Genomic DNA, 26,808 nt, shown 5'->3' on the forward strand with positions numbered 1-26,808 from the left:
TCTCTGTCTCAAGTTCTTCGCTGTAATAACCCAAAATTATTCCTTTTCTTTCTTTGTCTGAGATTATCCTAATTTGCACAAGTTATTTGTTTTTCATTCCTTACCACTCCCCCTCAATCTCAACTTCGCAGAGTTCGCGGGGACGAGTTGAATCGTCAACATCAACTACTAAATAAAGCCGATTTGCATTCTTCCTAGATACACATACGCCTTCAACTTTACTGGTAAACTGAGTGCCATCTAAAGTAAGGAGTTCAATCCAACGAGCCTCTGTATCTAAGATACCTAAAACTGAGCCAGCCACCATTCCATCGGAGCTAGCATCTGGAGAATTCTCTGCTGTCGCTGAAAAAATTACGTTTTGTTTTGTCACAGTTGCATCAGTAAAGGTCAAACGTAAGTCCTCTAAAGTGCCTAATTCATACTGGCAAATCTGTTGCAGTTGAGGGACTGGCTTTCTATGTGGTTCTTGTAAGTAAGCAGCGAGTTCATCCCATTCAAGATCGCAGGTAGCATTCACTGGTAAACACTCTGCTTGAGGTCTGCCATTGCCGCTTAGGTTGAATTTGTAGGATGCCATTTCAATAGAGAAGCAGACTTCTAAAGATACAAGTTTACCCATGGTGTTTAAGCTTATGGATTTGACTTTGATTGATCTCGATATGCCATAGCTATCAGTAGCAAGAAAGTTTGCTTAGAAGTGTCTATGAATGCTTGCAGTAAGGCTTCTGCCTCATGAATTATTGTGGTAAAAATGTAAAACGGGATAAAAACTGCATATGCTCGCTAGCCTAAATATGTATGTAAGGTTGTAATTTAAAAACACTACAAATTATGGCTTCCATATACAAAACATTTGGCGCTGGTAACGATACTATTCAACTAGCTAACCCAGGAGCAGATGCGCTTTTTATTGATGGAGGAGCAGGTGATGATCGTCTCGTCCTCAATTTCGGGCTTGGTGATGTTGGTACTGGTATGACTTTCGGAGCTACTACCTTTGGCACTGGAGTTGCCCGTCGATCTACTCTCGGGACAAATTCAACATCTTTGGATTACACATCATTCACCAATGTTGAGAATTTCAGCGTCACAGGAACTAGCAAAGATGACAGCATCGTTGTTTCCTACGGAAATAATACGATTCGGACTGGTGCTGGTAATGACAGGGTGACAATCAATGCTGGGAGTTATGGTGTTAACTCCAATCGTGGTTTTGTGGATGGCGGATTGGGATTTGATTTCCTCACTGTTGATCTTTCCTCACAAACGAATAATCTCAATTTTTCCAGCCTCCAAAATATGAGTGCGCTTGGTGTGTTTTCAGCAACTAATTTTGAGCAGTTTGATATCAAAACTGGTAGTGGTAACGATACGGTTATCCAATCTGCAATCATCAATGGTGCGGTTCTGAGAGCTAATGATGTCATCAGGACTGGAGCTGGTAACGACATTATCAATGCAGGATTGGGTGACGATAGTGTTTATGGTGGTGATGGTATCGATCGCCTCATTGCCGATTTTTCCATTGGTGATACGGGTAGTGGGCTAACTTTCAATGGTGGCACTCAATTTGGCTCTGCTTTCCGAAATGTCAGTAGTACGAGCAGTACGAGATTGGATAGTATCTTCTTTGATCATGTTGAGGAGTTCACGGTTACGGGTACTAGCAAAAATGACACGATTACTACTTATGGTGGTAATGACATCATCAATGGTGGTGCTGGTAACGACACGATTCGCACTGGTGCTGGTAACGATGTTATTAATGGCGATGCTGGTAACGACATCCTTGATGGTGGTGTTGGGAATGACAAACTCACTGGTGGTACTGGCAACGACACCTACATTGTTGACAGTATCGGAGATAGCGTTTTTGAGACTTCCACACTCATCACCGAAATTGACACGGTTGAAGCTTCCATCACCTACACTCTAGGAGCTAATCTAGAGAATCTAACTCTGACGGGTTCAGGAGCAATTGATGGGACTGGCAATAGTCTTAACAATATTCTGATTGGTAATTCGCGCAACAATACTCTGAATGGAGGTGCTGGTAATGACACTTTGATTGGTGGTGGTGGTAGTGACATTCTTGTTGGCGGCGCTGGCAATGATGTCTTGACAGGTGGACTTGGTAACGACTTATTCCTTTACAACACCAATGCTACATTCAATAGTGGCTCTGTTGGCATCGATCGCATTACCGATTTTATAAAAATAGCCGATAAGATCGTTCTCGATAAAACTACGTTCACAGCCTTACAAAGTTTGGCGGCGACTGGTTTTAGCGTGGCAAGTGAGTTTGCTGTAGTTAGCAGTGATGCTGCTGCTCAAGCTAGTGCTGCTAAGATTGTCTACAATCAAGGAACTGGTTCATTGTTCTACAATCAAAATGGAGCTAGTGCAGGTTTTGGAACTGGCGCACAGTTTGCGACTCTGACTAGCAATCCATTGCTAGCTGCTTCAGATTTCATGATTCAAGCTTGAGGAATATGGCTATAGCCACTCCAGTCAGGATATAAAACCTAAAAGAGAATAGCGGCGCTTCGCGCCGCTATTCTCTTTTAGGTTTTAGCACTTTGCGCTGTAACCCCAACCAAGAACTCAAGTTCTTGGCTAAAAGCTCAAGTCCACTTCAGTGGACTACAGAATATTTTTAAATAACCCGTTTTAAAGGTTTTGAACTTTTTGCTTGAACTTTTTTGCATGGCTTAAATCAGTAGTCTGGGCTAAACTTAGCTTCAACAAGAATAACTGCATACTTATGAGCAACCCAACTTGGTATCACGATACGATTGATACGAATGGCATAAAATTGCACTATGTCACGCAGGGCGAAGGTGCGCTGATGTTGTTTTTGCATGGATTTCCAGGATTTTGGTACTCTTGGCGGCATCAAATCCCTGAATTTGCGAAGGATTATAAGGTTGTGGCTGTCGATCTGCGGGGTTATAACGATAGTGAGAAGCCTCAGGCTCAATCTGCTTATGTTATGTCCGAGTTTGTAAAAGATGTCAAAGGTGTGATCGAAGGTTTGGGCTATGAAAGCTGTATTCTTGTTGGACATGATTGGGGAGGGGCGATCGCATGGTCTTTTGCCTATGCCTATCCTGAGTTGGTGAGTCGTTTGATTGTGATGAATTTGCCGCATCCTGCTAAGTTTGCGGCTGGGCTAAGGACTCCGCAGCAGATGCTCAAGAGTTGGTATATTGCGTTTTTCCAAATTCCGTTTTTGCCTGAGTTCTTGATTCAGTTGGATGATTATCGGCTGATTGGGGAGGCGTTTCGAGGAATGGCGATCGATCAGAGTGCTTTTACGGATGCGGATATTGAGCAGTATAAGAATGCTTTTGCTAAGCGTGGTGCTTTGACTGGTGCGATTAATTACTATCGCAATCTACCTAATAATCTATCTCAGAAGAAGGTGTGGGATATGCTGAAGATGCCGACTTTGATGATTTGGGGTGAGGAGGATCGTGCTTTGGGTAAGGAGCTTACTTATGGTACGGAGGAGTATGTGCTGGATTTGCGGATTCGATACATTCCTAATTGCAGTCATTGGGTGCAGCAGGAGCAACCGCAGTTGGTTAATCAAATGATGCGGGAGTTTTTGGATGAGGTGAAGTTATCTAAGCCCCCTAAATCCCCCAATTCTGGGGGACTTTGAATGATTGTTATTTTCTTGTTCCCCCAGAATTGGGGGCTAGGGGGCGAATAACGCTATTTTTTCCTTTTTCCTTTTAACTTTTTCCTTGAAAAAACTGCATATGGTCGGTGGGGTGAAATGTATGTAAGATCGTAAGCACGCAGATCGGAAATATGGCTATGAATCTAGATTCTCGCAAAGGTGGTGTTAGGGCTTCTCGTTTTTATGCGTTGATGTTTGTGGCTCTGACTGGGATTTTGGGCATGGTGTCGCCACCCGATCTGGCTTTGATGACGGCTCAGGCGCAGACAACTCAAGATCGTAAAGCAGAAGCAGATCGACTGTTGCAACAGGGGAATCAGCAATATCAAATTAGCCAGTTTGAAGCCGCCTTTCAGTCATGGCAGCAAGCATTGATAATTTATCGGGAAATCAAAGACCGTCTCGGTGAGGGAAATGCGCTAGGAAATCTGGGAGCAGCTTACTATTCCCTCGGCAAATATGACAAAGCGATCGAGTTCCAACTGCAAAGCTTAGAAATTAGGAGGGAAATCAAAGACCGTAACGGTGAAGGAAAGGCGCTGGGAAATCTGGGAAACGCTTACACTTTACTCGGCAAATATGACAAAGCGATCGAGTTTTATCTGCAATACTTAGCGATCGCGCGGGAAATCAAAGACCGTCTCGGAGAGGGATCAGCACTGGGAAATCTGGGAGAAGCTTACAGATTGCTCGGCAAATATGACAAAGCGATCGAGTTTTATCTGCAACATTTAGCGATCGCGCGGGAAATCAAATACCGTATCGGAGAGGGATCAGCACTGGGAAATCTGGGACTCGCTTACACTTTACTCGGCAAATATGACAAAGCGATCGAGTTTTATCTGCAAAGCTTAGAAATCGCGCGGGAAATCAAAGACCGTAACGGTGAAGGAAAGGCGCTGGGAAATCTGGGAATCGCTTACCGAAACCTCGGCAAATATGACAAAGCGATCGAGTTTTATCTGCAAAGCTTAGAAATCGCGCGGGAAATCAAATACCGTCTCGGTGAGGGAAAGGCGCTGGGAAATTTAGGTGTTGCCTACGCTTTACTCGGCAAATATGACAAAGCGATCGAGTTTTATCTGCAATACTTAGCGATCGCGCGGGAAATCAAAGACCGTCTCGGTGAGGGAAATGCGATAGGAAGTCTGGGAAACGTTTACCAAGCGATTGGCAAATATGACAAAGCAATCGAGTTTCATCTGCAAGTATTAGCGATCGCGCGGGAAATCAAAGACCGTAATGGTGAGGGAACGGCGCTACATAATTTAGCCGTTGCCTACCAAAAGCTAAATCGCGATCGCGAAGCGATGATTTCTTATCAGCAAGCATTGACCATTGCTAGAGAAATTGGCGATAGAAGCATCGAAGGTTATGCACTCGCAAATCTAGGAGATGTACTCTCCAGAGCCAAACGCCCCGAACTGGCGATTCTTTTTTACAAACAATCGATCAACGTCCGCGAAGCGATCCGCAAAGACATTAGCAAACTCGATAAAGACATCCAAAAATCCTATTTAGCCACAGTCGAATATACCTATCGCAACCTCGCCGACCTCCTGCTCAAACAAGACCGCATCCTCGAAGCCCAACAAGTCCTCGACCTCCTCAAAGTCGAAGAACTCAACGAATACCTCCGCACCCCCACCCGCAGCAGCCAAACCGAACAAGGAACAGAACTACGAAATCAAGAAAAAACCTTCATCGCCCTTGCCTTGGAACTTGACGAATTGCAAAAGCGCAAACTCGCCAATAACATCACCGCCGCCGAACAAGAAAGACTGAACAAACTTGTCAAATCCGAACAAGAACAACAAAATCAATTCATCGCCTTTCTCGATAGCGACCCTGTTCAAACCCTAGTCGAAGAACTGCGCCTCAAGGAAAGACAACAAAACGTCGATATTACCAACAACTTTCAAAATCTCCGCACCGATATCCTTGCTCAACATCCCAACGCCGTTCTTCTCTATCCCCTGATTCTCGAAGACCGCCTCGAGCTAATTCTGATTACCGCCAAAACCACTCCAATTCGCCGCACCATCAACATCAAACGCGAAAAGCTGAATCAAGAAATTACAGATTTTCTAGCAGGGCTTAGAGACTCAGGCTCCGAAGATGTCAAAAAACCTGCACAGCAAATGTATACATGGCTCATCAAACCCTTTGAAACAGAACTAGCCGAGCTAAAAATAGATACAATCATCTATGCCCCCGATGGACAATTACGCTATATTCCTCTCGCCGCCCTCTACGATGGCAAACAATGGCTCATCGAAAAATATCGCGTCAACAACATCACCGCCGCATCACTGACTAAGTTTAATAAACCACCGATCGCTACACCCAAGATCTTTGCAGGAGCCTTTGGCAACGTCAATAAACAAGGCTTCTCAGGACTCCCCGCCACTTTAACGGAAGTCAAAAAAATCGCCGATCGCTTCCCCAATACCACCACCCTTGTCGAAACCGCTTTCACCAAAGAATTAACCACCACCAACTCCAACTCCTACACTATTCTCCACCTAGCCACTCACGGACAACTCTCCACTGGTGACCCCAAAGATTCTTTCATCATCTTCGGGGATGGCGAAAAAGCGACAATTAAAGATATTCGCACATGGGCTTTAACCAATGTCGATTTAGTGGTTTTGAGTGCCTGTCAGTCAGGACTAGGAGCTAAGTTAGGTTCAGGAGTCGAGATTCTCGGCTTAGGCTATCAAATGCAAGCAGCAGGTGCAAGAGTAGCGATCGCCTCTCTCTGGAAAGTCGATGATGCGGGTACTCAAGCTCTAATGGAAGCATTTTATGGCGAACTAAAAAAAGGTGATGTCTCTATTGTCGAAGCATTACGCAGAGCGCAGATTGCGATGATTAATAGCGATAAAAAGGGAACAGATAGCAGCGATCGCGCTGGCGTTAGAATCGTGGGAACAGTGCCAACTTCCTCGACATTATCCCATCCCTACTATTGGTCAGCATTTTTTGCGATCGGTAATGGGCTATAAACAACCTGTCTGTAAGCGCATGATATAATTTTGGTAAACAATCAGTCCTAGAGTGTTATGGTAGCCATTACCTCAGAGCGATCGCAGCCTAATAGCAAAATAGATACAGAGGAACAGGCGATCGCCTCAGCCACCAATTCAACAACCTCAGAAATCTTCTATCCCAGTTCCGACGGAGAACCCTTGGCAGAAACTCAACAGCACGTCCTTGCGATCCTAATGGCTCTGGCGCTCTTGCGGTTATATTTACAGGAGCAACAAGCAGTCGTCTTTGCCGATCAATTTCTCTATTACATCGAAGGCAATCCTAGAGCTAGAGTTGCACCTGATGTGATGGTGGTGTTTGATATCGAAAAGCGACTCTATGCCAATTACAAAATTTGGGAAGGACAGCAAACTCCTGCAATTATTTTTGAGGTGACATCGGCAGGGACAAAGGAAACTGATTGGAACTTTAAGAAGACGCTATACGAGCAGTTGGGAGTAACTGAATACTGGCTATTTGATCCCTATGGAGAATGGATTACAGAACAGTTGCAGGGCTATCGCCTGAATGAGGATGGTGTGTATAAGCCGATTCGCGATAATTGTAGTGACGTATTGCTACTCAAGTTACAGGCTGATGAGTATCTGATTGGGTTTTATCGTTTGGATAATGGAGAGAAGTTGCTCACGCCAGAGGAGTTATATAGTGCGAATTTGGCGGCTAATCAACGGGCAGATCAGGAAAAGGCAAGGGCAGATCGTCTTGCAGAGAAGTTGCGTCAGATGGGTGTTAACTTGGATGACGAAAGTTAATCGTTGCCAAATATCTGAAACAATTAATTAAATTTCGATCATTGTGATTTATTTTGGATAAGTAGAACAATTGGGCGATCGCGATGCTTATGAGGTAGCTTTGCAATTAGGCGATCGCTGCTTTTTATGGGCAAAAAATATTATTTGATAGCTGATTGCGATGATATCCGTATAATGATGGTGATAATGCTGCGTTCCTGCGATATTTTTGAGTTGTTATAATTTATTTCTGTCTTTACCACCGATCTGTAGAGGTTAAGCATTTGCAAACTCTTCACAAAAAATCTCAATTCGCAAATGCTTAACACTCTTCGCTCTCATCAATAAATTGTGACTGCGCTATAAAGTTGGGGCGATCACATTACCATTTAATGATTGGGGTGCAATGCATGGATAGTTGCGGTAATGCTGCGTCCCTACAATAATTTTTCTTTTTTCCCTTTTCCTTGAAAACTGCATATGGTCGGATCGCTTGATATGTATGTAGAATCGTAAGCACGCAGATCAGAAATATGGCTATGAATCCACACTCTCGCAAAGGTTTTGTTAAGGCTTCTCGTTTTTCTGTGTTGGTGTTTGTGGCTTTGACTGGGGTTTTGGGCATGGTGTCACCGCCTGATTTGGGGTTGATGGTAGTTCAGGCGCAGACAAATCCAGCCCGTAAAGCAGAGGCAGATCGACTGGACGAACAAGGAATTCAGCAATTCCAAATTAGCCAGTTTGAAGCCGCCTTTCAGTCATGGCAGCAAGCATTGACAATCTATCGGGAAATCAAAGACCGACAGGGTGAGGGACGGTCGATGGGTAATCTAGGAGAAGCTTACAGATTACTTGGCAAATATGAAAAAGCGATTGAGTATTATCTACAAAGTTTAGAAATCTTGCGAGAAGTCAAAGATCGACAAGGTGAGAGCATTGAGCTAGGAAATCTGGGATACGCTTACCGTTGTCTTGGCAAATATGAAAAAGCGATTGAGTACCAACTTCAAAGCTTAGCGATCTCACGAGAAATCAATTATCGTAGTGGTGAGAGCAAGGCGCTGGGCTATCTGGGAGAAGCTTATTATTTTCTCGGCAAAAATGAACAAGCAATTGAGTACCAACTCCAAAGCTTGGCAATCTCACGAGAAATCAATGATCGTAGCGGTGAAGAACAAGCACTCGGATTGCTGGGGGACGGTTACTATACTCTCGGCAAATATGAAAAAACGATTGAGTACCAACTCCAAAGCTTAGCGATTTCGCGGGAAATCAATGATCGTAGTAGTGAGGCAAAAGCACTCGGAAATCTTGGTAATGCTTACGCTGCTCTTGGCAAAAATGAACAAGCAATTGAGTACCAACTCCAAAGCTTAATGATCTCAAGAGAACTCAAAAATCGTAGCAATGAAGCTACTATACTGGGAAATCTTGGCAGCCATTATAGTGCTCTCGGTCAATATAACAGAGCAATTGAGTACCATATGCAAAGCTTAGAAATTTCAAGACAACTCAAAGATAAATATACAGAGAACATAGCGCTGATAAATTTGGGAGTTGCTCATGATCGTCTGAGCAAGCAGAACAAAGCGATTGAGTACTATATGCAAAGTTTAGCAATTGCAAGAGAACTCAAAGATAAATTTATTGAGTTAACTTCTCTAATGAATTTGGGTATGTCTTACATTTTTTTTAGTCAATATGACAAAGCGATTGAGTACACTATCCAAAGCTTAGCAATTGCAAAGGAAGTCAAAAATCGAAATGCGGAGGCAGATTTACTGGGAAGTCTAGGTGTAAATTATAGTTTTCTCGGTCAATATGAAAAAGCAATTGTGTACTACCTCCAAAGTTTAGCAATTGCAAAGGAAATCAAAAATCGAACAGCTGAGGAAAAAGCGTTAGGAAATTTAGGATTCGCCTACTCTTCCCTTGGAAAATATGATAAAGCGATTGCGTACCAACTTGAAAGCTTAGTAATTGCAAAGGATGGCAAAAATCGACGGAGCGAAGCAAGTTCGCTGGTAGGTCTGGGAAACGTTTACTTAAGCCTCAGCAAACATGAAAAAGCTACTGAGTATTATCTTCAAAGCTTGATCATTGCGAGAGAAACCAAAAATCGTTTTGCTGAGTCCAGTGTACTTGGAAATTTGGGCATTATTTACCATGTTCTTGCTAAGTATAAAGAAGCGATCAATTTCCAACTTCAAAGCTTAGCAATCGCTAAGGAAATTGGAAGCCGCGATCTTGAAGGTAGTTCTCTTTACAAACTAGGACGAATTTTTACTACACTTAATCAACCCGAACTTGCTATTCTCTTTTATAAGCAATCTGTGAACGTGCGCGAAGCTATCCGCAAAAATATACGTGGACTGAGCCAAGAAGAACAAAAATCTTACCTAGGAACTGTTGAAAGTTGTTACGGTTGTCTTGCCGATCTCCTCCTCAAACAAGGACGAATCATGGAAGCATTACAAGTCCTCGACCTCCTCAAAGTCCAAGAACTCCAAGACTTCTTCAAAGATGTCAAAGGCAACGAAAAAACTGCCCAAGGCATTGAACTACTCAACGAAGAAAAAGAATATTGGCAGAGCTTTAAAAAACAAAACATCGACCTGACTACAGCCAACACCCCGCAAATCTTGCAACAACTCCGCCAAACCGCCCCCGCCCAAAACATCAAACTTACCGCCTACAAAGATCTGCAAGCCAGACTCCAAAAATTAGGCTCCAACTCCGCACTACTCTATCCCCTCATTCTCGAAGACCGCCTCGAACTAGTTCTCTTTGTCCCCAACGCCCCACCGATCAGCCGCACCGTCAAAGTCAAACAAACGGAACTAATCAAAGTCGCCGAACAATTTCGCGAAGACATCCAAAAGCCAAACTCCTTAGCAGTCCTAGACCCAGCCAACAAACTCTATAACTGGATGATCGAACCGATCGCTAATGACCTCAAACAAGCCAACATCAAAACGATCATCTATGCCCCAGACGGTGTAATGCGTCATGTTCCCCTTGCCGCACTCTATGACGGCAAACAATGGCTGGTGGAAAAATATCGCATCAACTACATCACCGCCCTCAGCCTCACCAACATCGACCCACAAACTCAACAAGCACCGCGCATCCTCGCAGGAGCCTTCACCGATCGCAGTGGCACTGTGAAAATTGGCGATAACAATATTTCCTTTAGTTCCCTTCCCGCCGCTCTACCCGAAGTCGAGAATCTGGTTACCAACTTTCCTAATACCACCAAACTAATTGACAAAGACTTCAATCGAAAGGCGATCGAATCCGACAAACTCAACCAATACAACATCATCCACTTTGCCACCCATGCCCACCTCGTTGCAGGTTCGCCCGAAGACTCTTTTGTATTGCTGAATAACAATGAATATGTGACCCTGCGACAGGTCAAGGATTGGAAATTACCCAACGTTGGACTAGCTGTGTTTAGTGCCTGTCAGACTGCTTTAGGCGGCAAATTAAGTAGCGGTATTGAGATCATTGGCTTTGGCTATCAGTTGCAACAGGCACAGGCGAGGGCTTCAATTGCGACTCTATGGGAAATCAGCGACGGTGGTACACAAGCTTTGATGGGCAAGTTCTATGAAAGGATGAAACTCACCAGTTCCTCGGCGGAGGCTCTACAGCAAGCTCAGATTGACCTGATCCGTAGTAATGGCAAAAGTACTGACGAAAAACGCGCTGGTGTGCGGATTACTTGGCAAGGCATCAAACCAGAAGTCGAAAGCCAACTCAATCATCCCTATTATTGGGCACCTTTTATCCTGATTGGGAATGGATTTTAGTTTTGGGTGCAGCATTATCGTTTGGCGATCGCAGTGATATGCATGAATGGTGACGGTAATGCTTCGTCTCTATGGGATTTTGTAATTTCTTCTTTGCACAGATATATAGATCGCCATAACTAATTGGTGAATGCAAAGAAATAGTAGGGGATCTTAGGAATGCTTAAAAAAATCGGGGGGATGGAGGTACAAGAAAATTTAGTGATATATTAACTGTGCTGATCGTAGGGTTTAAGAGGCGGATCGCGTCAGAAAGCACCAAAACTAACCCACTTTTTCCTTGTCAGTTTATGGAGTCTGGTATGCAAGCTCGCAAGAAATCATCGAAACTCGCCCACTTTTTCCTTTTACCTTTTTCTCTTTGCCTTGTTGGGGAGGTAGCGCAGGTGATGGTTAGTGATGTAGCACTGGCGCAAACAACACAAGATCGCAGAACAGAAGCAGATCGGTTAAATACATTAGGGACTCAACAGTTTTACATTAAAGATCCACAAGCCTTACAGTCATTTCAATCTGCATTGGAAATATACAGATCTGTCAACGACCTCAAAGGTGAGATGACAGTTCTCTTCAATTTAGGATTTGTTTTGAGAGATACTTCTCAAGTAATTGAAGGTCTTGAGCGATCTTTAGTTATTGCCAAGCAAATAGGTCATCGCAATGGAAAGCTAAATGCTATCAGCTATCTAATCAATGCATATTTAGGCATGGATCAACTAGAGAAGGCAAGAACCCTTGTATTAGAACTTCGCCAATATCTTGAGTCAGAGATGATGTCTGTCAATGCTGTATCTAATAATAGTATTAAGCAAAATGCTTTAGCCTCTCAAAATGCTTGGGTGACAATGAATTTGGCAACTTCGCGTCTTGGCATACCTTCCACCTCGCAAGAATATCAGCAGTACATGAATAGGTTTTTTCAAAACAGCAGTCAACAGTCTCCACCTCAACCAAGTACAAAAGGAGAGGAACTGATGTTAGCAGGCTATAATCAGACTGAGAAAAAAGATTTTAGATCTGCATTACAAACGTACAAATTAGCACTAGACTTTTATCGCGCATCGAATGACCTCCAAAAAGTAGGGCTTATGCTCTATCATGTCGGTGATACATATTTCAAATTAGGAGAAACTGATAAAGCAATTCAGCATTTGGAGCAAAGTCAAGCTACTGCCAGACAGATTGGTGACAATATTACTGAGATGCTATCATTCCCAATTTTATCAACTGTATATTCCCAAAGAGGAGAGACAGCAAAACTAAATGTTATCTCCAATCAACTTAGCGGATCTAGTGCTATGTTACAACAAGGATTTTATCTGCAAGGTAATCGTGTCGAATGGAGAGAAGAGGAAAGAGAACTTTCTGTTATATCTATGGATGATGCTAGAGATATAAATGATCCATTTTTTCAAGTATCGCCTAATAGAGCAGCAGATATCATTGTCGATATAGCGGAAAACAAGAGCGATAGAGGAGAGCAGCAAGGATCTTTATTACTTTCTCAAGCGGCATTGGAAAAATATCGACTGGCTAAAAATCGTGAAGGAGAAGGAAATACACTAAATATTATAGGCAATACTTACAATAGTCTAGGACAGTATGCAAAGGCGATTAATTCTTTTGAGCAAGCTTTAATAATCAAACGACGACTTAATGATCCTGAAGGTCAAGCATTAGCTTTCAATGGATTAGGAGAATCACACTATAGATTAGGGAAGTATCAGCAGGCGATTGATTTTTTTCAAAAATCTCTAGCAATTAAAATGACGAAAGATGAATATATAGGAAGGGATAGAGTTATTAAAGCGACTAATGGGCTGGGTAATTCTTACTATAAATTGGGGCAATATCAAAAAGCTGTTGATATCTTTCAAAAAGCATTTGAATCTGCATCTTTTTTTAAAGCTAACTCATTCAATAGTGCTGGACGTGCATTAAGTAAAATTGGGCAATACCAGCAAGCGATTGATTATTATCAAAAGGCTTTGGCACTTGCTAGGCGTGAAGGAAATCGCACAGATGGAGCTATTTCACTTAACGAATTAGGAAATGTGTACGACAAGTTGGGGGATTTTCCAAAAGCTATTGATTTTTATCAGCAATCTTTAGCGATTACCAAGCAAATTTCTGATCGTGAAGGAGAAGGAACTGCATTGAGTAACCTAGCAGTAATTTCTTTTAAGCTGAAGCAAATAGATTTGAGCATCCTATACTACAAACAGGCAGTAAATATTTATGAATTCATTCGCAAAGATATCCGTAATCTTAAAAAGGAGTATCAGCTATCTTATCTAGAAACAGTCTCTAGCAATTATCGTGCCCTCGCTGATATCTTGATTCAGCAAAACCGCGTCATGGAAGCCCTGCAAGTCCTCGACCTCCTCAAAGTCCAAGAACTCGAAGACTATTTCAAAAACATCAAAGGTAGCGACAGATCGGCGCAAGGTGTCAGACTATTAGCACCAGAAAAAGCACTTAGCGATAAGCTCTTAACCGTTAGCCCTGACAACAGCAAAGACATCAACAATCAACTTGCCAATCAAATACAACAACTTCCCAAAACCGAAATCAACAAAGTCCCCGACTATCTCAACCAAATCCCACAGGGAACCGTCTTACTCTATCCATTCATTTTAGGCGACAGACTCGAAATCATCCTCTTCTCACCCAATAGCCTCCCCATCCGTCGCACTATCAAAATCTCCAAAGATCAACTCCAAGAATTAGTCACAGACTTTAGAGCAGGACTGCAAAATAGCGGTTATGCAGATGTCAAAATACCCGCCGCCAAACTCTACGATCTGCTGATCAAACCCATCGAAGCCGACCTGATTCAATTCAAAGCCGACACCATCCTTTACGCACCCGATGGACAACTACGCTATGTTCCCCTCGCAGCCCTCTATGACGGCAAACAATGGCTCATCGAGAAATATCGGATTAGCAACCTCATCGCCTATACCCTCACCGACTTCACCGCCAACCCCAAAAGACAACCCAGCATCCTTGCAGGAGCCTATGGCAACGTCAATCACAAGTCTGGCGAAGCAACATTATCACCCTTACCAGCCACTATCAAAGAAGTCCAAGCGATCGCCAACTCATTCACCAACTCAGTTACCTTTATCGAAGACAAATTTAGTCGTCAAGCGATCGAATCTCAACTCAAAAATTATAATATTCTGCACCTTGCCACCCATGCCGAATTTAACACAGGTGTACCAGATAACTCCTTTATCATCTTCGGCAATGGTGACAAAATCCGCCTCAACGAAATCACCGATTGGCAAATTCCCAATATCAATTTGATCATCTTGAGTGCATGTCAGACAGGACTCGGCAAACTCGGTGAAGGGGTGGAAATCTTAGGCTTTGGCTATCAAGTCCAAAAAGCAGGAGCAAAAAATGCGATCGCCTCTCTCTGGAAAGTCGATGATGCTGGTACACAAGCCCTAATGGAAGCATTTTATGGCGAACTAAAAAAAGGTGATGTCACTATTACTGAAGCATTACGCAGGGCGCAGATTGCGATGATTAATAGCGATCAAAAAGGAACAGGTAGCGATCGGGCTGGAATTAGAATCGTGGGAACTGTGCCAAATTCTTCGACATTATCCCATCCCTATTATTGGTCAGCATTTTTTGCGATCGGCAATGGATTGTAAGCAAAGCCACCATCTAATCGCCCCCTAGCCCCCAATTCTGGGGGAACAAGAGAAAAAACATCCTTCAAAGTCCCCCAGAATTGGGGGATTTAGGGGGCTAGAGAACTTAAAACATAGACCAATCTGACTTGTGTCTGCAAGGTAGGATCAATATGGGGTAGCTGACCATCAAAAATTTTTTCCTTTTTCTTTGAAAAATGCATATGCTCAAAGACGCGATAGGTATGTATAGGCAAGACAAAATCAAAAACAAATGGGACATACTTCCATGAGCTACTACGCCCTTTACGAACAACTGCAAGAACTCCAACAAACCTTACCCGCGATCGCAGACATCATCGATCGCCTCGATCCAGAGACCAGACAACACAGTGAACGCCTCGCACTCGCCGCCCAACAATTTGGCGAATACCTCGCACTTTCAAAACGCAATCGCCAACTACTTGTATGGGGCGCATATCTCCATGACATCGGCAAGACTGCTATTCCTTTAGAGATTCTCCTCAAACCCGCAAAACTAACCGTCTCAGAACATCAAGTCATCAAAGAACATACCGAGATCGGTGAAAGCCTTTGTCCATTGCCAGATTCGATGCGTGAAGTAGCCCAAATCATCCGTCATCACCATGAGCTATGGAATGGCTGTGGCTACCCCGATCGCCTAATGGGTGAAGAAATTCCTTATTTAGTAAGGATCGTGCAAATTATTGATGTGTATGACGCGCTAACCCATAAACGTTGCTACAAACGCGCCTACTCATCAATGGAAGCGATCGGGATTTTGTTGATCGAAACTTTAAAGGGCTACTATCAGCCTGAATTGATCGCCGAGTTTATGACCTTTGTGGAAGTAGGAGATCACTTTGGCGATCGCTCAAGTATTGTAGAGTCGATGGTACATACAAATATGAGCAATAGAATCATGTATGACATGGAATATACTCTCAATGTATCTGAAGAAATGATTGAGCAAAGCTTACAAAACTGGCTGCATTCTTTCCCTTGGCAAAGTGATGCAATTAGAATAGGTTGAATAAATGGCAACTCTTTGGCGGTATTGGCAACTGGTGCGCTTGGACAGTAGCGGCAAGACTCGGACTGATATTATCTCCAGAGCCAAAAGTTATTTTGAGCAGAGATATCCATTAGTTGAAGAGAGCAATATAGATGATCTAGACGATCGCGAGATCGCTAAGGCTCTATGGCAAGTCATGGCTCAAGAAATCAATGCTTTTCTCTGCTTGCGTTGCTATATTTCCCACCAGATTTTGCAAGTTTGCGTTCAACTAAATAACCAATTTGGCAATCATTACGGATTCAGTCTTGAGGAGATGCTGCCCTATGTCCTTGATGATGATGGCAAGTCTAACCACAGCGCCTATCAGCCATTGAGCTATCAGATTTTGCAAAAATTTGACCCAGAGCGCAGCAATCTATCCACTTGGACGACAAGGCTAGTTAAACAACATCGCGAACTAAATGCTTTTTTGCTCGAGCATGGCGTTTACCTCCTCAGTGATTGGGCGATTCTCAATGACACTAACCCCAAAAAACTGCAACGAGTTCTCTCTGACTTTCATCAACTGACCAAGCCAGAAATTGCATCGGCGATCGCCCTCCTAGAGAGTTACCATGCCATCTACCGCCAAGAGCGTCTACGTCTACGTCAACAGGGACAAGCCTTAGGGCAATGTCCACCACCCACCACCGCTCAACTACAGCAAATCGCCCAACTCCTAAAAACGGCGATCGGCCCTGATGCGATCCTCAAGCGTCTCCAAGCTCTTGCTCAACGACTACGCCAACATCGCCTCCATGTGCGCGGAAATCTGCCTACTACTTCTATTGACGCTCCTAGCACTCAACCTGTGATCGAAACGATGGCGATCGCCGATGATGATCAGGAAGTAGAAGGACAGATGCAGTTCTTACAAAACTATCGCCAACAGATGTTGCTCTCCCTCGATGGTGCTTTTGAGAAAGCGATCGCTGTCCGTCTGCAAGGCAAGAGTACAAAAGCACAACAGAAAGCGAAAATCTTTGCGATCGCGTTGCAGCTATTCCATTGTCAGGGGATGACGATGGGTGAGATTGCGGCTCAAGTGGGTTTAAAGGCGCAGTTTGAAGTGACCCGTTTACTCAAACTCAAGGAATTTCGCGCTGATGTCCGCCATTATTTATTGCAAACCTTGCAAGCAAAGGTAACTGATCTGGCGGCTGAGCATATCAATCTAGATCGCTTAATTGCCCTAGATCGTGAAATCAGCAATGCTCTTGCCGAGCAGGTTGACCTCTTGCTCAGAGATGCCGAAACCGATGCTAAAACCACTAAAAGCCACACCTCAGGAACCTTATTTTCCCGCCGCCTTTGTTTACATTTAGATAATTTAGCCCTCACCCCTAGCCCCTCTCCCAAAGAGGGAGAGGGGAACAAGAAAATAATTTAGATTTTGCTCCCCCTCGCCCCTAGGGGAGAGGGGGCTGGGGGGTGAGGGAATTTACATTTAGATAATCGGAGTTATCGATCATGATCTGTACAATAGAAAAAATGAACGCTTTGACAAACGAGTTTGAAACTTTGGATAATGACGCGATCGCCCTATCATCTAGCAGTTTGCAAACGGCGGCAAACCTGAGCGAACTTGTGACCACGCGATCGCAACAGTGGCAAGCCTATTTCAATGCCCTTGCCCTATTTGGTTTTGAGACATGGTTACAAGAACGCGCTCCTGATGTGCGATTAGAGCGAGACAATGCTTCAGTATTTGAACCAAATCAATCGGGAGCGATCGCCGCTACCTATGGACTTACCGTCAATCAGTTTCGAGTTTGTCTCATTCCCATTGATAGCGAACCAGATGCTGCTATTTCTCTAAGTCGGATTCTCATCGAATCAGCAGAATTTAGACCACATTTCTATGTGCTAGTAGAACTCTATGAAGAACAAGAACAAGCAATTATTAAAGGGTGGTTACGCGCTGACAACCTGATCGCCAGACAGGCTGAACTTAGCTTAAGTACAGATTGGAACTATGAAATACCGCTAGCATGGTTCGATGATGATTGTGATGACCTGTTGCTATATTGGCGCTGTGCATCTCCTGCCATGATTGATTTACCGAGTCTCGCGCCTACGATCGCTAGCGATCGCTACTCATGGTTACAGCTTTTAACCCAACCTGCGATCGATACCGCCCAATGGTTTCAGGAGGAATGGCAGGCTCTAGTTAACGATCTAACTTGGGTACTATTACCACCCGTCGCCAGTGCATCAGGATTACGCTCATCGGGAGCAACTTTAAACCGTTCCCCACTTTCGGAATTAGAGACAATCCTGACTGCGATCGAACGCACGGGAATGCGATTACCCAGTAATGCTCGCGCCGCCTATCAAGATTTCGAGCTTGGTGAATATCCTTTGCGACTCTATGCGGTGATTGGCTCTGAGGTCGCAACCGATGGCGCGATCGCATGGTCATTACTCACCATTCTTGGCAAAGCGACGGATCGAGATTTACCAGTAGATTTAATTTTGCGAATTTCTGATATTACGGGCGTACTGGTAGAACGACAATTAGAAGCGCAGGGAGCTTATCTGTTTGCAGAGGTGGAAGGCACTCCAGAGGAACGTTTTTTAGTAACTGCGGCTCTCGCTGATGGTACAACGCGATCGCTACCACCTTTTGCATTTCAAGCTGAGTAAATCGATGCTATATAAACTTAAGGTCTGGCATATTGAGCGCCAATGCTTATTTGATTTAACATGGGGAAAAGGACAGCAATTGTCAGCGCGTTTAACATTTCCAGAGACGCTCACGACTCTCTATCAAACTTGGCAACTTGCCTATTTAAATTTTTACAAATCCGCATTAAGAGCCAAAGTCAAGGGTAGTGGCAGCATTCCTGCTCCGACAATTGATTGGCGGGCTAATCTCGTTCAAGCAGAAGCTCAATTTTTAGCGGAGTTCCATTATTGGCTCAATAGTGCTGAACTCGTACCAATTCGTGCTGAAATTGCTAGAGCTGCCGCGCAGCCGAATAATGCCAATGCAATTGATGTGTTTCTCACCTGCGAAGCTCTAGAACTTGCCCGATTTCCTTGGGAGACATGGGAAATTGCCACGACTCTAGCGATCGCTAAACCAATTCGTATTTCGCGATCGCCTGCAAATATTCGGGCGGAAGTGTCGCAGCGACAGATACAGGGGAAATTACGAGTACTTGCGGTTTTGGGGGATGATACGGGGTTAGACTTTCAAGCCGATCGCCTAGCTTTGCGATCGCTATCAAAAGTTGCGGAAGTTACTTTTATTGGTTGGCAAGCGGGTAAAGACAATGATGATCTTAAGGAACAAATTCGCCTTGCGATCGCTGACGAACGGGGTTGGGATATTCTCTTTTTTGCAGGACATAGTAATGAAAGTACGATTTCTGGAGGAGAGCTAGGCATCGCGCCGAATCAATCGATTTTCCTGAGTGAAATTGCGCCGCAATTATTATTCGCAAAAACTAGAGGGCTACAGTTTGCGCTGTTCAATTCTTGCAATGGTTTAAGCATTGCCGAAGCGCTTATTGATTTAGGTCTAAGTCAGGTCGCGGTGATGCGCGAACCAATTCAAAATCAAGTTGCTCAGGAATTTCTCGCAAGATTCCTGCCCAGCTTAGCCGATGGTAAAGATGTTCGTGCTGCACTCTTGATCGCCTGTCAGCATTTGAAATTAGAAAAGAATCTCACCTATCCATCCGCTTATTTGATTCCGTCGCTATTTTGTCATCCTGAGGCAGTTCCTTTTTGTTTACCACCTCCAAATTGGCGGAAAAAAATTGGGCAATTACTGCCTTCACCCAAACAAGCGATCGCTGTTAGCACTCTAGCGGCACTCAGTCTTTGGTATCCTGTCCAAGATTGGTTACGCGAAACCCGTGTCTGGACGCAGTCCATTTATCGAGATGTCACGCAGCAAGTGCCGATTGCCAAACCGCCTGTACTGCTGGTACAAATTGATGAAGCTTCGATTCAGCATTTGGATGGACGCAAAAAGAATATTCTCGATCGCCGTTATCTAGCTAAAGTTCTCGATAAAGTACAGCAGTTGCAGCCCAAGGTAATTGGCATCGATTATCTGTTAGATAGCTCTATGCAAGAGTATCCTGATGAAGATCGCCAATTGCGAGAAACAGTAGAGAATACTGTCCGTAAGCAGATTTGGATCGTTTTTGCGACGGTACAGGGTACAAATGCATGGGTAGTCACTGATGAAATGGCGCTCTCTCCTTCTGTGGTAAATCCTAATACAACTCTGCGCGGCTATGTAAACGTGCCACCTTGGTATATGGAAGTTCTCCCTAACCAAGTAAGTTGTAGCGATCGCTGTCCTTTTGCTTATCTAATCGCTCTTGCCTCTGCGGTATCTCTAAGTAATGATCCGAGCCAACCAAAACCTAATCTAGACAGCCGCCGCGATTTGCGTAGTCAACTAATAGAAGCTCTTGAAGCAAATCCTCAACGCTCAGATTTAACCAATTATTTGCATCGTTTGCGATTGCCAGCAATTTATAACTTTTCTCAAAAATTCGATCAGCTTTGGTTGCAACCGATTCTCGATTTTTCGATTCCTCCCGATCGCGCATTTCAAGCGATTACGGCAAAAGATTTATTGAGCGATAACTTTGATATTAGTTCTCTATCAACTCATCCGATTGTGATCATTGCCCCAGGAGGATATCGACAGGCAGGAGTTGATCGCGAAGGACAGGATAATTTCTCAGTACCGATGGCGATCGCTTATTGGCGGAATAAATATCCTGCGATCGCTACGGTTCCCCATGCGTTTGTCGGTGCGGAAGCCCATGCCTACACGGTGCATCATTTCCGATCGCGACATCTTGTTGTTCCCATTCCCGATGTGTGGATGATGGCGATCGCTTTGATTTTAGGTCGAGCTACGGCTCTGATCTATTTACAGCGCGATCGGCGTGGAACTTATTGGGTGATCGGTTTAGTCATCGCTAATTCAATCTATGCTGTGGCAAGTTGGCAATGGTATATTTCAGGCTTAGTTTTATTGCCTTGGTTGCTGCCTTCATTGACCTTTTGGATCTGTGTTTTAACTGTTTTGAGGAGAAAGTCTCATGGTGCGCGTTAATTGGTGTTGTGGAATATTGGCGGCGATCGCGATCGGGCAAGGAGTGGTTCCTATGGAAACGATCCAAGCCTCTCCTTGGAACAGTATTTTAGAAAGCTTTTCGCGCCGTCCGAAGCCTCCTCTTGGTGGGCGTAGTGAGTTTTGTGTAATTTCTCCGCGCCGCCTTCCTGATGGGATTGAGCGTATTTCGGGCGATCGCTTATTATTTGTTTGGAATGGGATGATCTCTAAAATTGAGGTTCATGCTGAGGGTGTTGATGAGCCGCTATGGAGTCAGGTTGTTAAACTAGATGCTCGTCAGGCAAAGTATACTGGTTCTCCTTTGATTGCAGGGGCGCGTTATGAATGGTGGATTTTTAATCGCTTTGCAGTGAATGAAACTAAGCCATCGTTGCGGGTTCCCTTTCAAGTTATCGAGCCATTGGAACGCGATCGCGTGGCTTTAGAGTTCTCGGAGCTAAATGCCCAAATGAGATCTACGAAGAAATGGGTGAGTGCGGAGGAATGGTCGAGAAGGCGATCGCAGTATTTTATTTCGCAAGGGCTATTTGTAGATGCGATGCGGGAGATTCTATCGGTGCAGCGTCCGTCTCAGGAGTTGAGAACTATTTGGCAGCAGATTCCTGTTGATTTGTGTAAAAGAGGATAAATCTTGATAGATCATTTGTGGGTATGAAAACTGCATATGGTCGGTGGCGTGAGATGTATGTAAAATCGTAAGTACGCAGATCGGAGATATGACTATGAATCTAGATTCTCGCAAAGGTGGTATTAGGGCTTCGCGGTTTTATGCGTTGGTGTTTGTGGCCTTGACTGGGATTGTGGGCATGGTGTCGCCACCTGATTTGGGTTTGATGACGGTGCAGGCTCAGACAACTCAAGTCCGCAAAGCTGAGGCGGAGCGACTGTTGCAGCAAGGAGTACAGTTATATCGGGCTAGTCGCTATCGAGAAGCAATTTCAGCATTTGAGTCCTCTCTAAACAGCTATCGCGAGATCAAGGATCGCAATGGTGAAATAGAGTCTCTCAATAACTTAGGAGATGTATACAGCAATCTTGGAGAGTTCCTGAAAGCACTTGATTTCTATAGGCAATCTCTAGTAATTACTAGACAAATCGTCGATCGCAAGGGTGAAGCAAGGTCTCTCAATAATTTAGGAATTTTATACAATAATCGCAGTCAGCACCAAGACGCAATTGATTTTTATCGGCAGTCTTTAGCAATTACACAGCAAATAGGCGATCGCAAGGGTGAGGCAGCCTCTCTCAATAATTTTGGACTTGCATACAAAAATCTCGGAAAGTCCCAGAGAGCGATTGAATACTATCAGCAAGCCTTAGCAATTACACAGCAAATCGTTGATCGCAAGGGTGAAGCAGTCTCTCTCAATAATTTAGGCGAAGTATACAGAAGTCTCAGAGAATACCAGAAGGCGATTGAATACTATCAGCAAGCCTTACCAATCTTTAAGCAAATAGGAGATCGCAATAGTGAAGCAATCTCTCTCAATAATTTAGGTGAAGCATACAGCAGTCTCAGAGAGTACCAGAAAGCGGTTGAATACTATCAGCAAGCCTTACCGATTTTTAAGCAAATCGGTGACCTGCATGGTGAAGCAAAGTCTCTCAGGAATTTAGGTGACGCATACGGCTACCTTGGGCAGTACTACCAGAAGGGGGGAGATTTCTATCAGCAAGCCTCAGCAATTGACAAGAAAATAGATGATCGCATGGATAAAGCAAGGGAGCAAACCTATGACTATTCACGTGAAGTATGGCTTAGATGGTTCAGGGATGATTATGTCAAAGAAGAATTGCGTAAGATATATGATGATGGCGGCTCTGAGTATCGAAAAAAACGCAAGGATCGCTTACTAGATCTAGGGAAAGTAGGTTACACAGGTTGTAGAGCAGGCAGTTTTGTAACTAATGCGGAAACAGAACAAGCTCTTCGAGAAATGATTGCGATTCGCAGGGAGTTTGGAGATAAAAGAGGAGAAATATCAGACTTTATTGGTATTGCTATGACCTACGCTCAAAGAATGCGGCATAGAGAAGCTATAGAGAACTTGAAAATAGCTATTGAATTAGCACGCTCATTGGGAGATGTCAGAATTGAATATGAAACATTAACGGCTGAAATAGAACCTATTGATATTTTAAAAGGACGCACACCAATAAGTGTATATGAGTATTTAATCAGGCGTGATTCTTCTTTTGACTGGATTGAAGCACGTCTTGAGTATTTGGACGAGAAACTTAACCAACTCAAACTAAGTGGCATTGCAGTACCAGACCGCAGATATTACATCTATATCATTAAGGCTATTGGTGAGAATATTGGTGACAGCTATTCATCCAGAAAAGCTTATCTCAAAGCTATAGAATCCTATACTAAAACCATAAAGCGAGTTTCTGATTTATCAGATAGAGAGCAAGTTTTAAATTTTTATGAGACCATAGCTCAGCTTCACCTTAAAATAGCTTTGTTATATAAGACTATGGGAAATCAATCTCAGGCTGATGATGCTCTCAATAATGCGTTGGACTATTATTCCAGACTTGGCATTGATAGAGAATATAACAATTTATCGACTGCTGAGTTTTTGACAAAGGCGGCAGCAATAACTCCAACTAATAGATGGGGGAACCTTACCACACTTGCAATTGCAAAAAGTTCAGAGGAGTTAATACAAAGGGTTATTAAAGCTCGGATAGCAAAAGGTAACAAAAGTTATGAGTATTATAATTTTGCAGGTGTGGGTGATGCATACAACAGTGTTGCAGATTACAAGATGGCTATTCAATATTATGAACAAGCGATCAAAAGGGAAACTGAGTCAAAGTTATCGCGAAAAGAAATCGATAATGGGCAGCGCATGAAAATTTATCGTAAGCTGGCTAGGGCTTACGCAGGTATTGGGGATGTGTCCACAAGTTTAAAATATTATTTGTTGGCTTATGAGAACTATTTAATACTTTATGAACAAACAAATCGTAAATTAAATGAATACCGCAAACGTGATAAACGTTGGGCAGAGCGTAGGGCAGAGTTTTACAGAATCATGGGGAATCAGCCTGATTATTTATCTTCTTTTTCTAATTCTGGTGATGTAGGATTGCTAGTAGAGATTGGCAATCTTTACAAACAAAGAGGCGAGACCGACAAAGCCATAACCTTTTATACCAAAGCCCAAAATATACTTGACAACTCTTTAACTGATTATGGTTGTTGGGGTGGTGGTACTCCGACAGCTTCAATCCTTTCTGATGAGGATGACCTTGGCAAATTACTTGCTGACACTTCCAAAGAACGGAAACCAGAAATAACAAATCAAGACTCTAAGAAATAGTCAATACTAAAAAGTAAACATTGAAAAAAAGTAAGGCTTACATTATGCAAAAGGGATTGCTTTTGATATTGGGTTTGGCGGTAGGTAGTTTAGTAATAGGCATCTATCCTACAGAGTTTGCCTCAGCGCAGCGATCGCCCATTGAAGTCAAATTGCGACAGTTGCCCCCTACTCTTTACTCTTATTCAGAGGAGGAGAGAAATAGGATAGGGGAGGAGATAATTAGGATATACGACGATCGCGGCTCTGAGGATCGGCAAAGACGAAGAAAGCGCTTATACGATCTAAGTAGAGTAGGCTACTCAGGTGGATTACGTGGGTATGTAAGTCGGTTAGAAGCAGAACAATCTCTTCGGCAAATGATTCCAATCCGCAAAGAATTTGGAGATCGGCGAGGTGAAATATCGGATTTTATGCGTATTGCTACGATTTATTCTCAAAGAATGCGGCATAGAGAAGCGGTAGAGAATTTTAAAATAGCTATTGAATTAGCCCGTTCAAATGGCGATCTCAGAATGGAATATCAAGTACTGATCAGAGAAATAGGAGCAGGTGATCTTTTTGAAGGGATAGTACCAATTCCTGTATGTGTGTACTTAATTAGACGTGATTCATCTTTTGATTGGATTCCAGCACGTCTTGAATATTTAAAAGAGAAACTAAATTTATCATCTCCAGATCCTTTGTTATTGGAAGAGATAGGCGGTAGCTATTCAGCTAGAAAAGAATATCTAAAAGCAATCGAAGGATATAAGAAGAATATCTACGGGCTGAACAGTTTACTAAATAAAGGGGAAAAATGCTATCTCTGTGATTTTAGTAGCATAGCTGCAATTCAGCTTAAGATGGGTTTGTTATACAGACTTATAGGAAAGGAGGTTGAGGCTGAAGATGCTTTTAATAATTCGCTAGATTCTTATTCTAAGATTGGAATTAATCGAGATTATAGTAATTTGTTAACTACTGCATCTATAGTGAAAGCAAGAGCAGATGAACGTGAAATTTGGGATAACATCACAACATTAGCAATAGCTAAAAAGTCGGATCAGCTAATTTCAAAAGTCATTCAAGCTCGAATAACTAGATATAATACAAGAGGGTATTTTGTACTTAAAGACATTGGTGATGCTTACAGTAGAGTTGGTGACTACAAAACAGCTATTAATTACTACGAGCAATCCCTAAAGAGTCGTAGTGAGAGAGAAATTAATTATCGAGACAGTCCTGAACTTGCTTTGGCTAGAGCTTATGCCAATACTGGGGATAAAGAAGCAAGCTTAAAATACTATTTGCTAGTTTATAATAACTATTATTTACAAAGACCTATATTTGTTGATCATTTTTCTGCTAGTGAGTTTGCTCAAAAGACAAGAACAGAACTATATGAGATAATTGGTAAAAAGCCAACCAATTTAGCTGATGGATATGGGTCATTGCTGTTACTAGAGTTTGGAAATTTTTACAAAAAGATTGGAGAAGCAGACAAGGCTATAAACCTATATAAGCAAGCTGCTGATAAACTTGATAACTCTTTATTTGTATACGGTGGTTGGGGTGGCGGTTCACCTCAAGCCTCTATTCTTTCTGATGAGGATGATGTTGGCAAACTAATTACTGAGACATCAAAAGATCGCAAGACCGAAACAACTAATCAAGACTCTAAGAAATAGTCAATACTAAAAAGTAAACATTGTAAAAAAGTAAGACTTACATTATGCAAAAGGGATTGCTTTTGATATTGGGTTTGGCGGTAGGTAGTTTAGTAATAGGCATCTATCCTACAGAGTTTGCCTCAGCGCAGCGATCGACTAGTACAACTTATGACGATCGTGACTCTGAGTATCGGAAAAAGCGCAAGGATCGCTTACTCGATCTAATGAAAGTAGGGTACTACTCAGTTGGCAGAGGCTCTGGCTTTGTAACTAATGCCGAAAGGGAACAAGCTCTTCGAGAAATGCTTGCGATTCGTAGAGAGTTTGGAGATAAAAGAGGAGAAATATCAGATCTAATTGGTATTGCTGAGACCTATGCTCAAAGAATGCGTCATAGAGAAGCTATAGAGAACTTGAAAATAGCTATTGAATTAGCGCGTGCATTGGGAGATGTCAGGATTGAATATGAAACATTAGCGGCTCTGATAGAACCTATCGATATTTTAAAGGGACGCACACCAATAAGTGTATATGAGTATTTAATCAGGCGTGATTCTTCTTTTGATTGGATTGAAGCACGTTTTGAGTACTTGGATGGTAATTGCTCAACGTAGGAAAATTGACAAAAAGGCAAAAGCTGATAAATTAAAGAAATGAAGGAACTACCCAACCTAAAAGACCTAACAGACGAGGCAAAA

At 43.1% G+C, this 26,808-nt stretch carries 15 protein-coding genes; 14 read left to right on the forward strand and 1 reads right to left on the reverse strand.

The genetic code is table 11. The annotated features are described in order from the left end of the window. Positions 1-100: 100 nt before the first annotated feature. Entirely contained in the window at positions 101-622 is a 522-nt protein-coding gene (locus H6G05_RS23325) for a DUF6910 family protein (protein WP_190582094.1), read from the reverse strand. Between the two features lie 212 nt (positions 623-834). On the opposite strand from H6G05_RS23325, the gene H6G05_RS23330 reads away from it, so the two are divergent. From H6G05_RS23330 to H6G05_RS23395, 14 genes are all read left to right on the forward strand, one after another. Next, on the forward strand, positions 835-2,490 hold the full coding sequence (locus H6G05_RS23330) for a calcium-binding protein (protein ID WP_190582096.1): 1,656 nt from the start codon (positions 835-837) through the stop codon (positions 2,488-2,490). Between the two features lie 277 nt (positions 2,491-2,767). After that, complete coding sequence (locus H6G05_RS23335; RefSeq protein ID WP_190582098.1) at positions 2,768-3,670, forward strand: alpha/beta fold hydrolase; 903 nt, start codon at positions 2,768-2,770, stop codon at positions 3,668-3,670. 158 nt (positions 3,671-3,828) lie between these two features. Continuing rightward, the gene (locus tag H6G05_RS23340) at positions 3,829-6,699 is read left to right on the forward strand and encodes a CHAT domain-containing protein (protein ID WP_190582100.1); all 2,871 of its coding nucleotides are present in this window, start codon (positions 3,829-3,831) and stop codon (positions 6,697-6,699) included. 57 nt (positions 6,700-6,756) lie between these two features. Further along, entirely contained in the window at positions 6,757-7,497 is a 741-nt protein-coding gene (locus H6G05_RS23345) for a Uma2 family endonuclease (RefSeq protein ID WP_190582101.1), read from the forward strand. A 518-nt stretch (positions 7,498-8,015) separates the two neighbouring features. Continuing rightward, entirely contained in the window at positions 8,016-11,291 is a 3,276-nt protein-coding gene (locus H6G05_RS23350) for a CHAT domain-containing protein (protein ID WP_190582103.1), read from the forward strand. Positions 11,292-11,680: 389 nt separating this feature from the next. Then, positions 11,681-14,959: a CHAT domain-containing protein gene (locus tag H6G05_RS23355; RefSeq protein WP_190582105.1), complete on the forward strand. Its 3,279-nt coding sequence runs from the start codon at positions 11,681-11,683 to the stop codon at positions 14,957-14,959. A 268-nt stretch (positions 14,960-15,227) separates the two neighbouring features. Beyond that, a complete protein-coding gene (locus H6G05_RS23360) occupies positions 15,228-15,992 on the forward strand; it encodes an HD-GYP domain-containing protein (protein WP_190582107.1) in 765 nt (254 codons plus the stop codon). Positions 15,993-15,996: 4 nt separating this feature from the next. Further along, the gene (locus H6G05_RS23365) at positions 15,997-17,406 is read left to right on the forward strand and encodes a hypothetical protein (protein WP_190582109.1); all 1,410 of its coding nucleotides are present in this window, start codon (positions 15,997-15,999) and stop codon (positions 17,404-17,406) included. A gap of 101 nt (positions 17,407-17,507) precedes the next feature. Next, positions 17,508-18,662, forward strand: coding sequence for a DUF1822 family protein (locus H6G05_RS23370; protein ID WP_190582110.1), 1,155 nt, complete (start codon positions 17,508-17,510; stop codon positions 18,660-18,662). A 4-nt stretch (positions 18,663-18,666) separates the two neighbouring features. After that, positions 18,667-21,105: a CHASE2 domain-containing protein gene (locus tag H6G05_RS23375; protein WP_190582112.1), complete on the forward strand. Its 2,439-nt coding sequence runs from the start codon at positions 18,667-18,669 to the stop codon at positions 21,103-21,105. Beyond that, complete coding sequence (locus H6G05_RS23380; protein ID WP_190582114.1) at positions 21,092-21,754, forward strand: hypothetical protein; 663 nt, start codon at positions 21,092-21,094, stop codon at positions 21,752-21,754. Before H6G05_RS23375 ends, H6G05_RS23380 begins: the two co-directional genes overlap by 14 nt. Before the next feature lie 94 nt (positions 21,755-21,848). Beyond that, entirely contained in the window at positions 21,849-24,458 is a 2,610-nt protein-coding gene (locus tag H6G05_RS23385) for a tetratricopeptide repeat protein (RefSeq protein ID WP_190582116.1), read from the forward strand. A 44-nt stretch (positions 24,459-24,502) separates the two neighbouring features. Next, complete coding sequence (locus H6G05_RS23390) at positions 24,503-26,128, forward strand: tetratricopeptide repeat protein (protein WP_190582118.1); 1,626 nt, start codon at positions 24,503-24,505, stop codon at positions 26,126-26,128. A gap of 44 nt (positions 26,129-26,172) precedes the next feature. Beyond that, positions 26,173-26,724: a hypothetical protein gene (locus H6G05_RS23395; protein WP_190582120.1), complete on the forward strand. Its 552-nt coding sequence runs from the start codon at positions 26,173-26,175 to the stop codon at positions 26,722-26,724. Positions 26,725-26,808 lie beyond the last annotated feature (84 nt).

Source organism: Phormidium tenue FACHB-1050, assembly GCF_014696925.1.
GTDB lineage: Bacteria > Cyanobacteriota > Cyanobacteriia > Pseudanabaenales > Pseudanabaenaceae > Pseudanabaena.

Excerpts from the sequence above, each read along its gene's own strand:
- H6G05_RS23345 (WP_190582101.1), top strand. The coding sequence starts at position 6,757 with ATGGTAGCCATTACCTCAGAGCGATCGCAGCCTAATAGCAAAATAGAT.
- H6G05_RS23335 (WP_190582098.1), top strand. The coding sequence starts at position 2,768 with ATGAGCAACCCAACTTGGTATCACGATACGATTGATACGAATGGCATA.
- H6G05_RS23360 (WP_190582107.1), top strand. The coding sequence starts at position 15,228 with ATGAGCTACTACGCCCTTTACGAACAACTGCAAGAACTCCAACAAACC.
- H6G05_RS23385 (WP_190582116.1), top strand. The coding sequence starts at position 21,849 with ATGAATCTAGATTCTCGCAAAGGTGGTATTAGGGCTTCGCGGTTTTAT.
- H6G05_RS23350 (WP_190582103.1), top strand. The coding sequence starts at position 8,016 with ATGAATCCACACTCTCGCAAAGGTTTTGTTAAGGCTTCTCGTTTTTCT.
- H6G05_RS23330 (WP_190582096.1), top strand. The coding sequence starts at position 835 with ATGGCTTCCATATACAAAACATTTGGCGCTGGTAACGATACTATTCAA.
- H6G05_RS23390 (WP_190582118.1), top strand. The coding sequence starts at position 24,503 with ATGCAAAAGGGATTGCTTTTGATATTGGGTTTGGCGGTAGGTAGTTTA.
- H6G05_RS23325 (WP_190582094.1), bottom strand. The coding sequence starts at position 622 with ATGGGTAAACTTGTATCTTTAGAAGTCTGCTTCTCTATTGAAATGGCA.
- H6G05_RS23395 (WP_190582120.1), top strand. The coding sequence starts at position 26,173 with ATGCAAAAGGGATTGCTTTTGATATTGGGTTTGGCGGTAGGTAGTTTA.
- H6G05_RS23370 (WP_190582110.1), top strand. The coding sequence starts at position 17,508 with ATGAACGCTTTGACAAACGAGTTTGAAACTTTGGATAATGACGCGATC.
- H6G05_RS23365 (WP_190582109.1), top strand. The coding sequence starts at position 15,997 with ATGGCAACTCTTTGGCGGTATTGGCAACTGGTGCGCTTGGACAGTAGC.
- H6G05_RS23380 (WP_190582114.1), top strand. The coding sequence starts at position 21,092 with ATGGTGCGCGTTAATTGGTGTTGTGGAATATTGGCGGCGATCGCGATC.
- H6G05_RS23375 (WP_190582112.1), top strand. The coding sequence starts at position 18,667 with ATGCTATATAAACTTAAGGTCTGGCATATTGAGCGCCAATGCTTATTT.
- H6G05_RS23355 (WP_190582105.1), top strand. The coding sequence starts at position 11,681 with ATGGTTAGTGATGTAGCACTGGCGCAAACAACACAAGATCGCAGAACA.
- H6G05_RS23340 (WP_190582100.1), top strand. The coding sequence starts at position 3,829 with ATGAATCTAGATTCTCGCAAAGGTGGTGTTAGGGCTTCTCGTTTTTAT.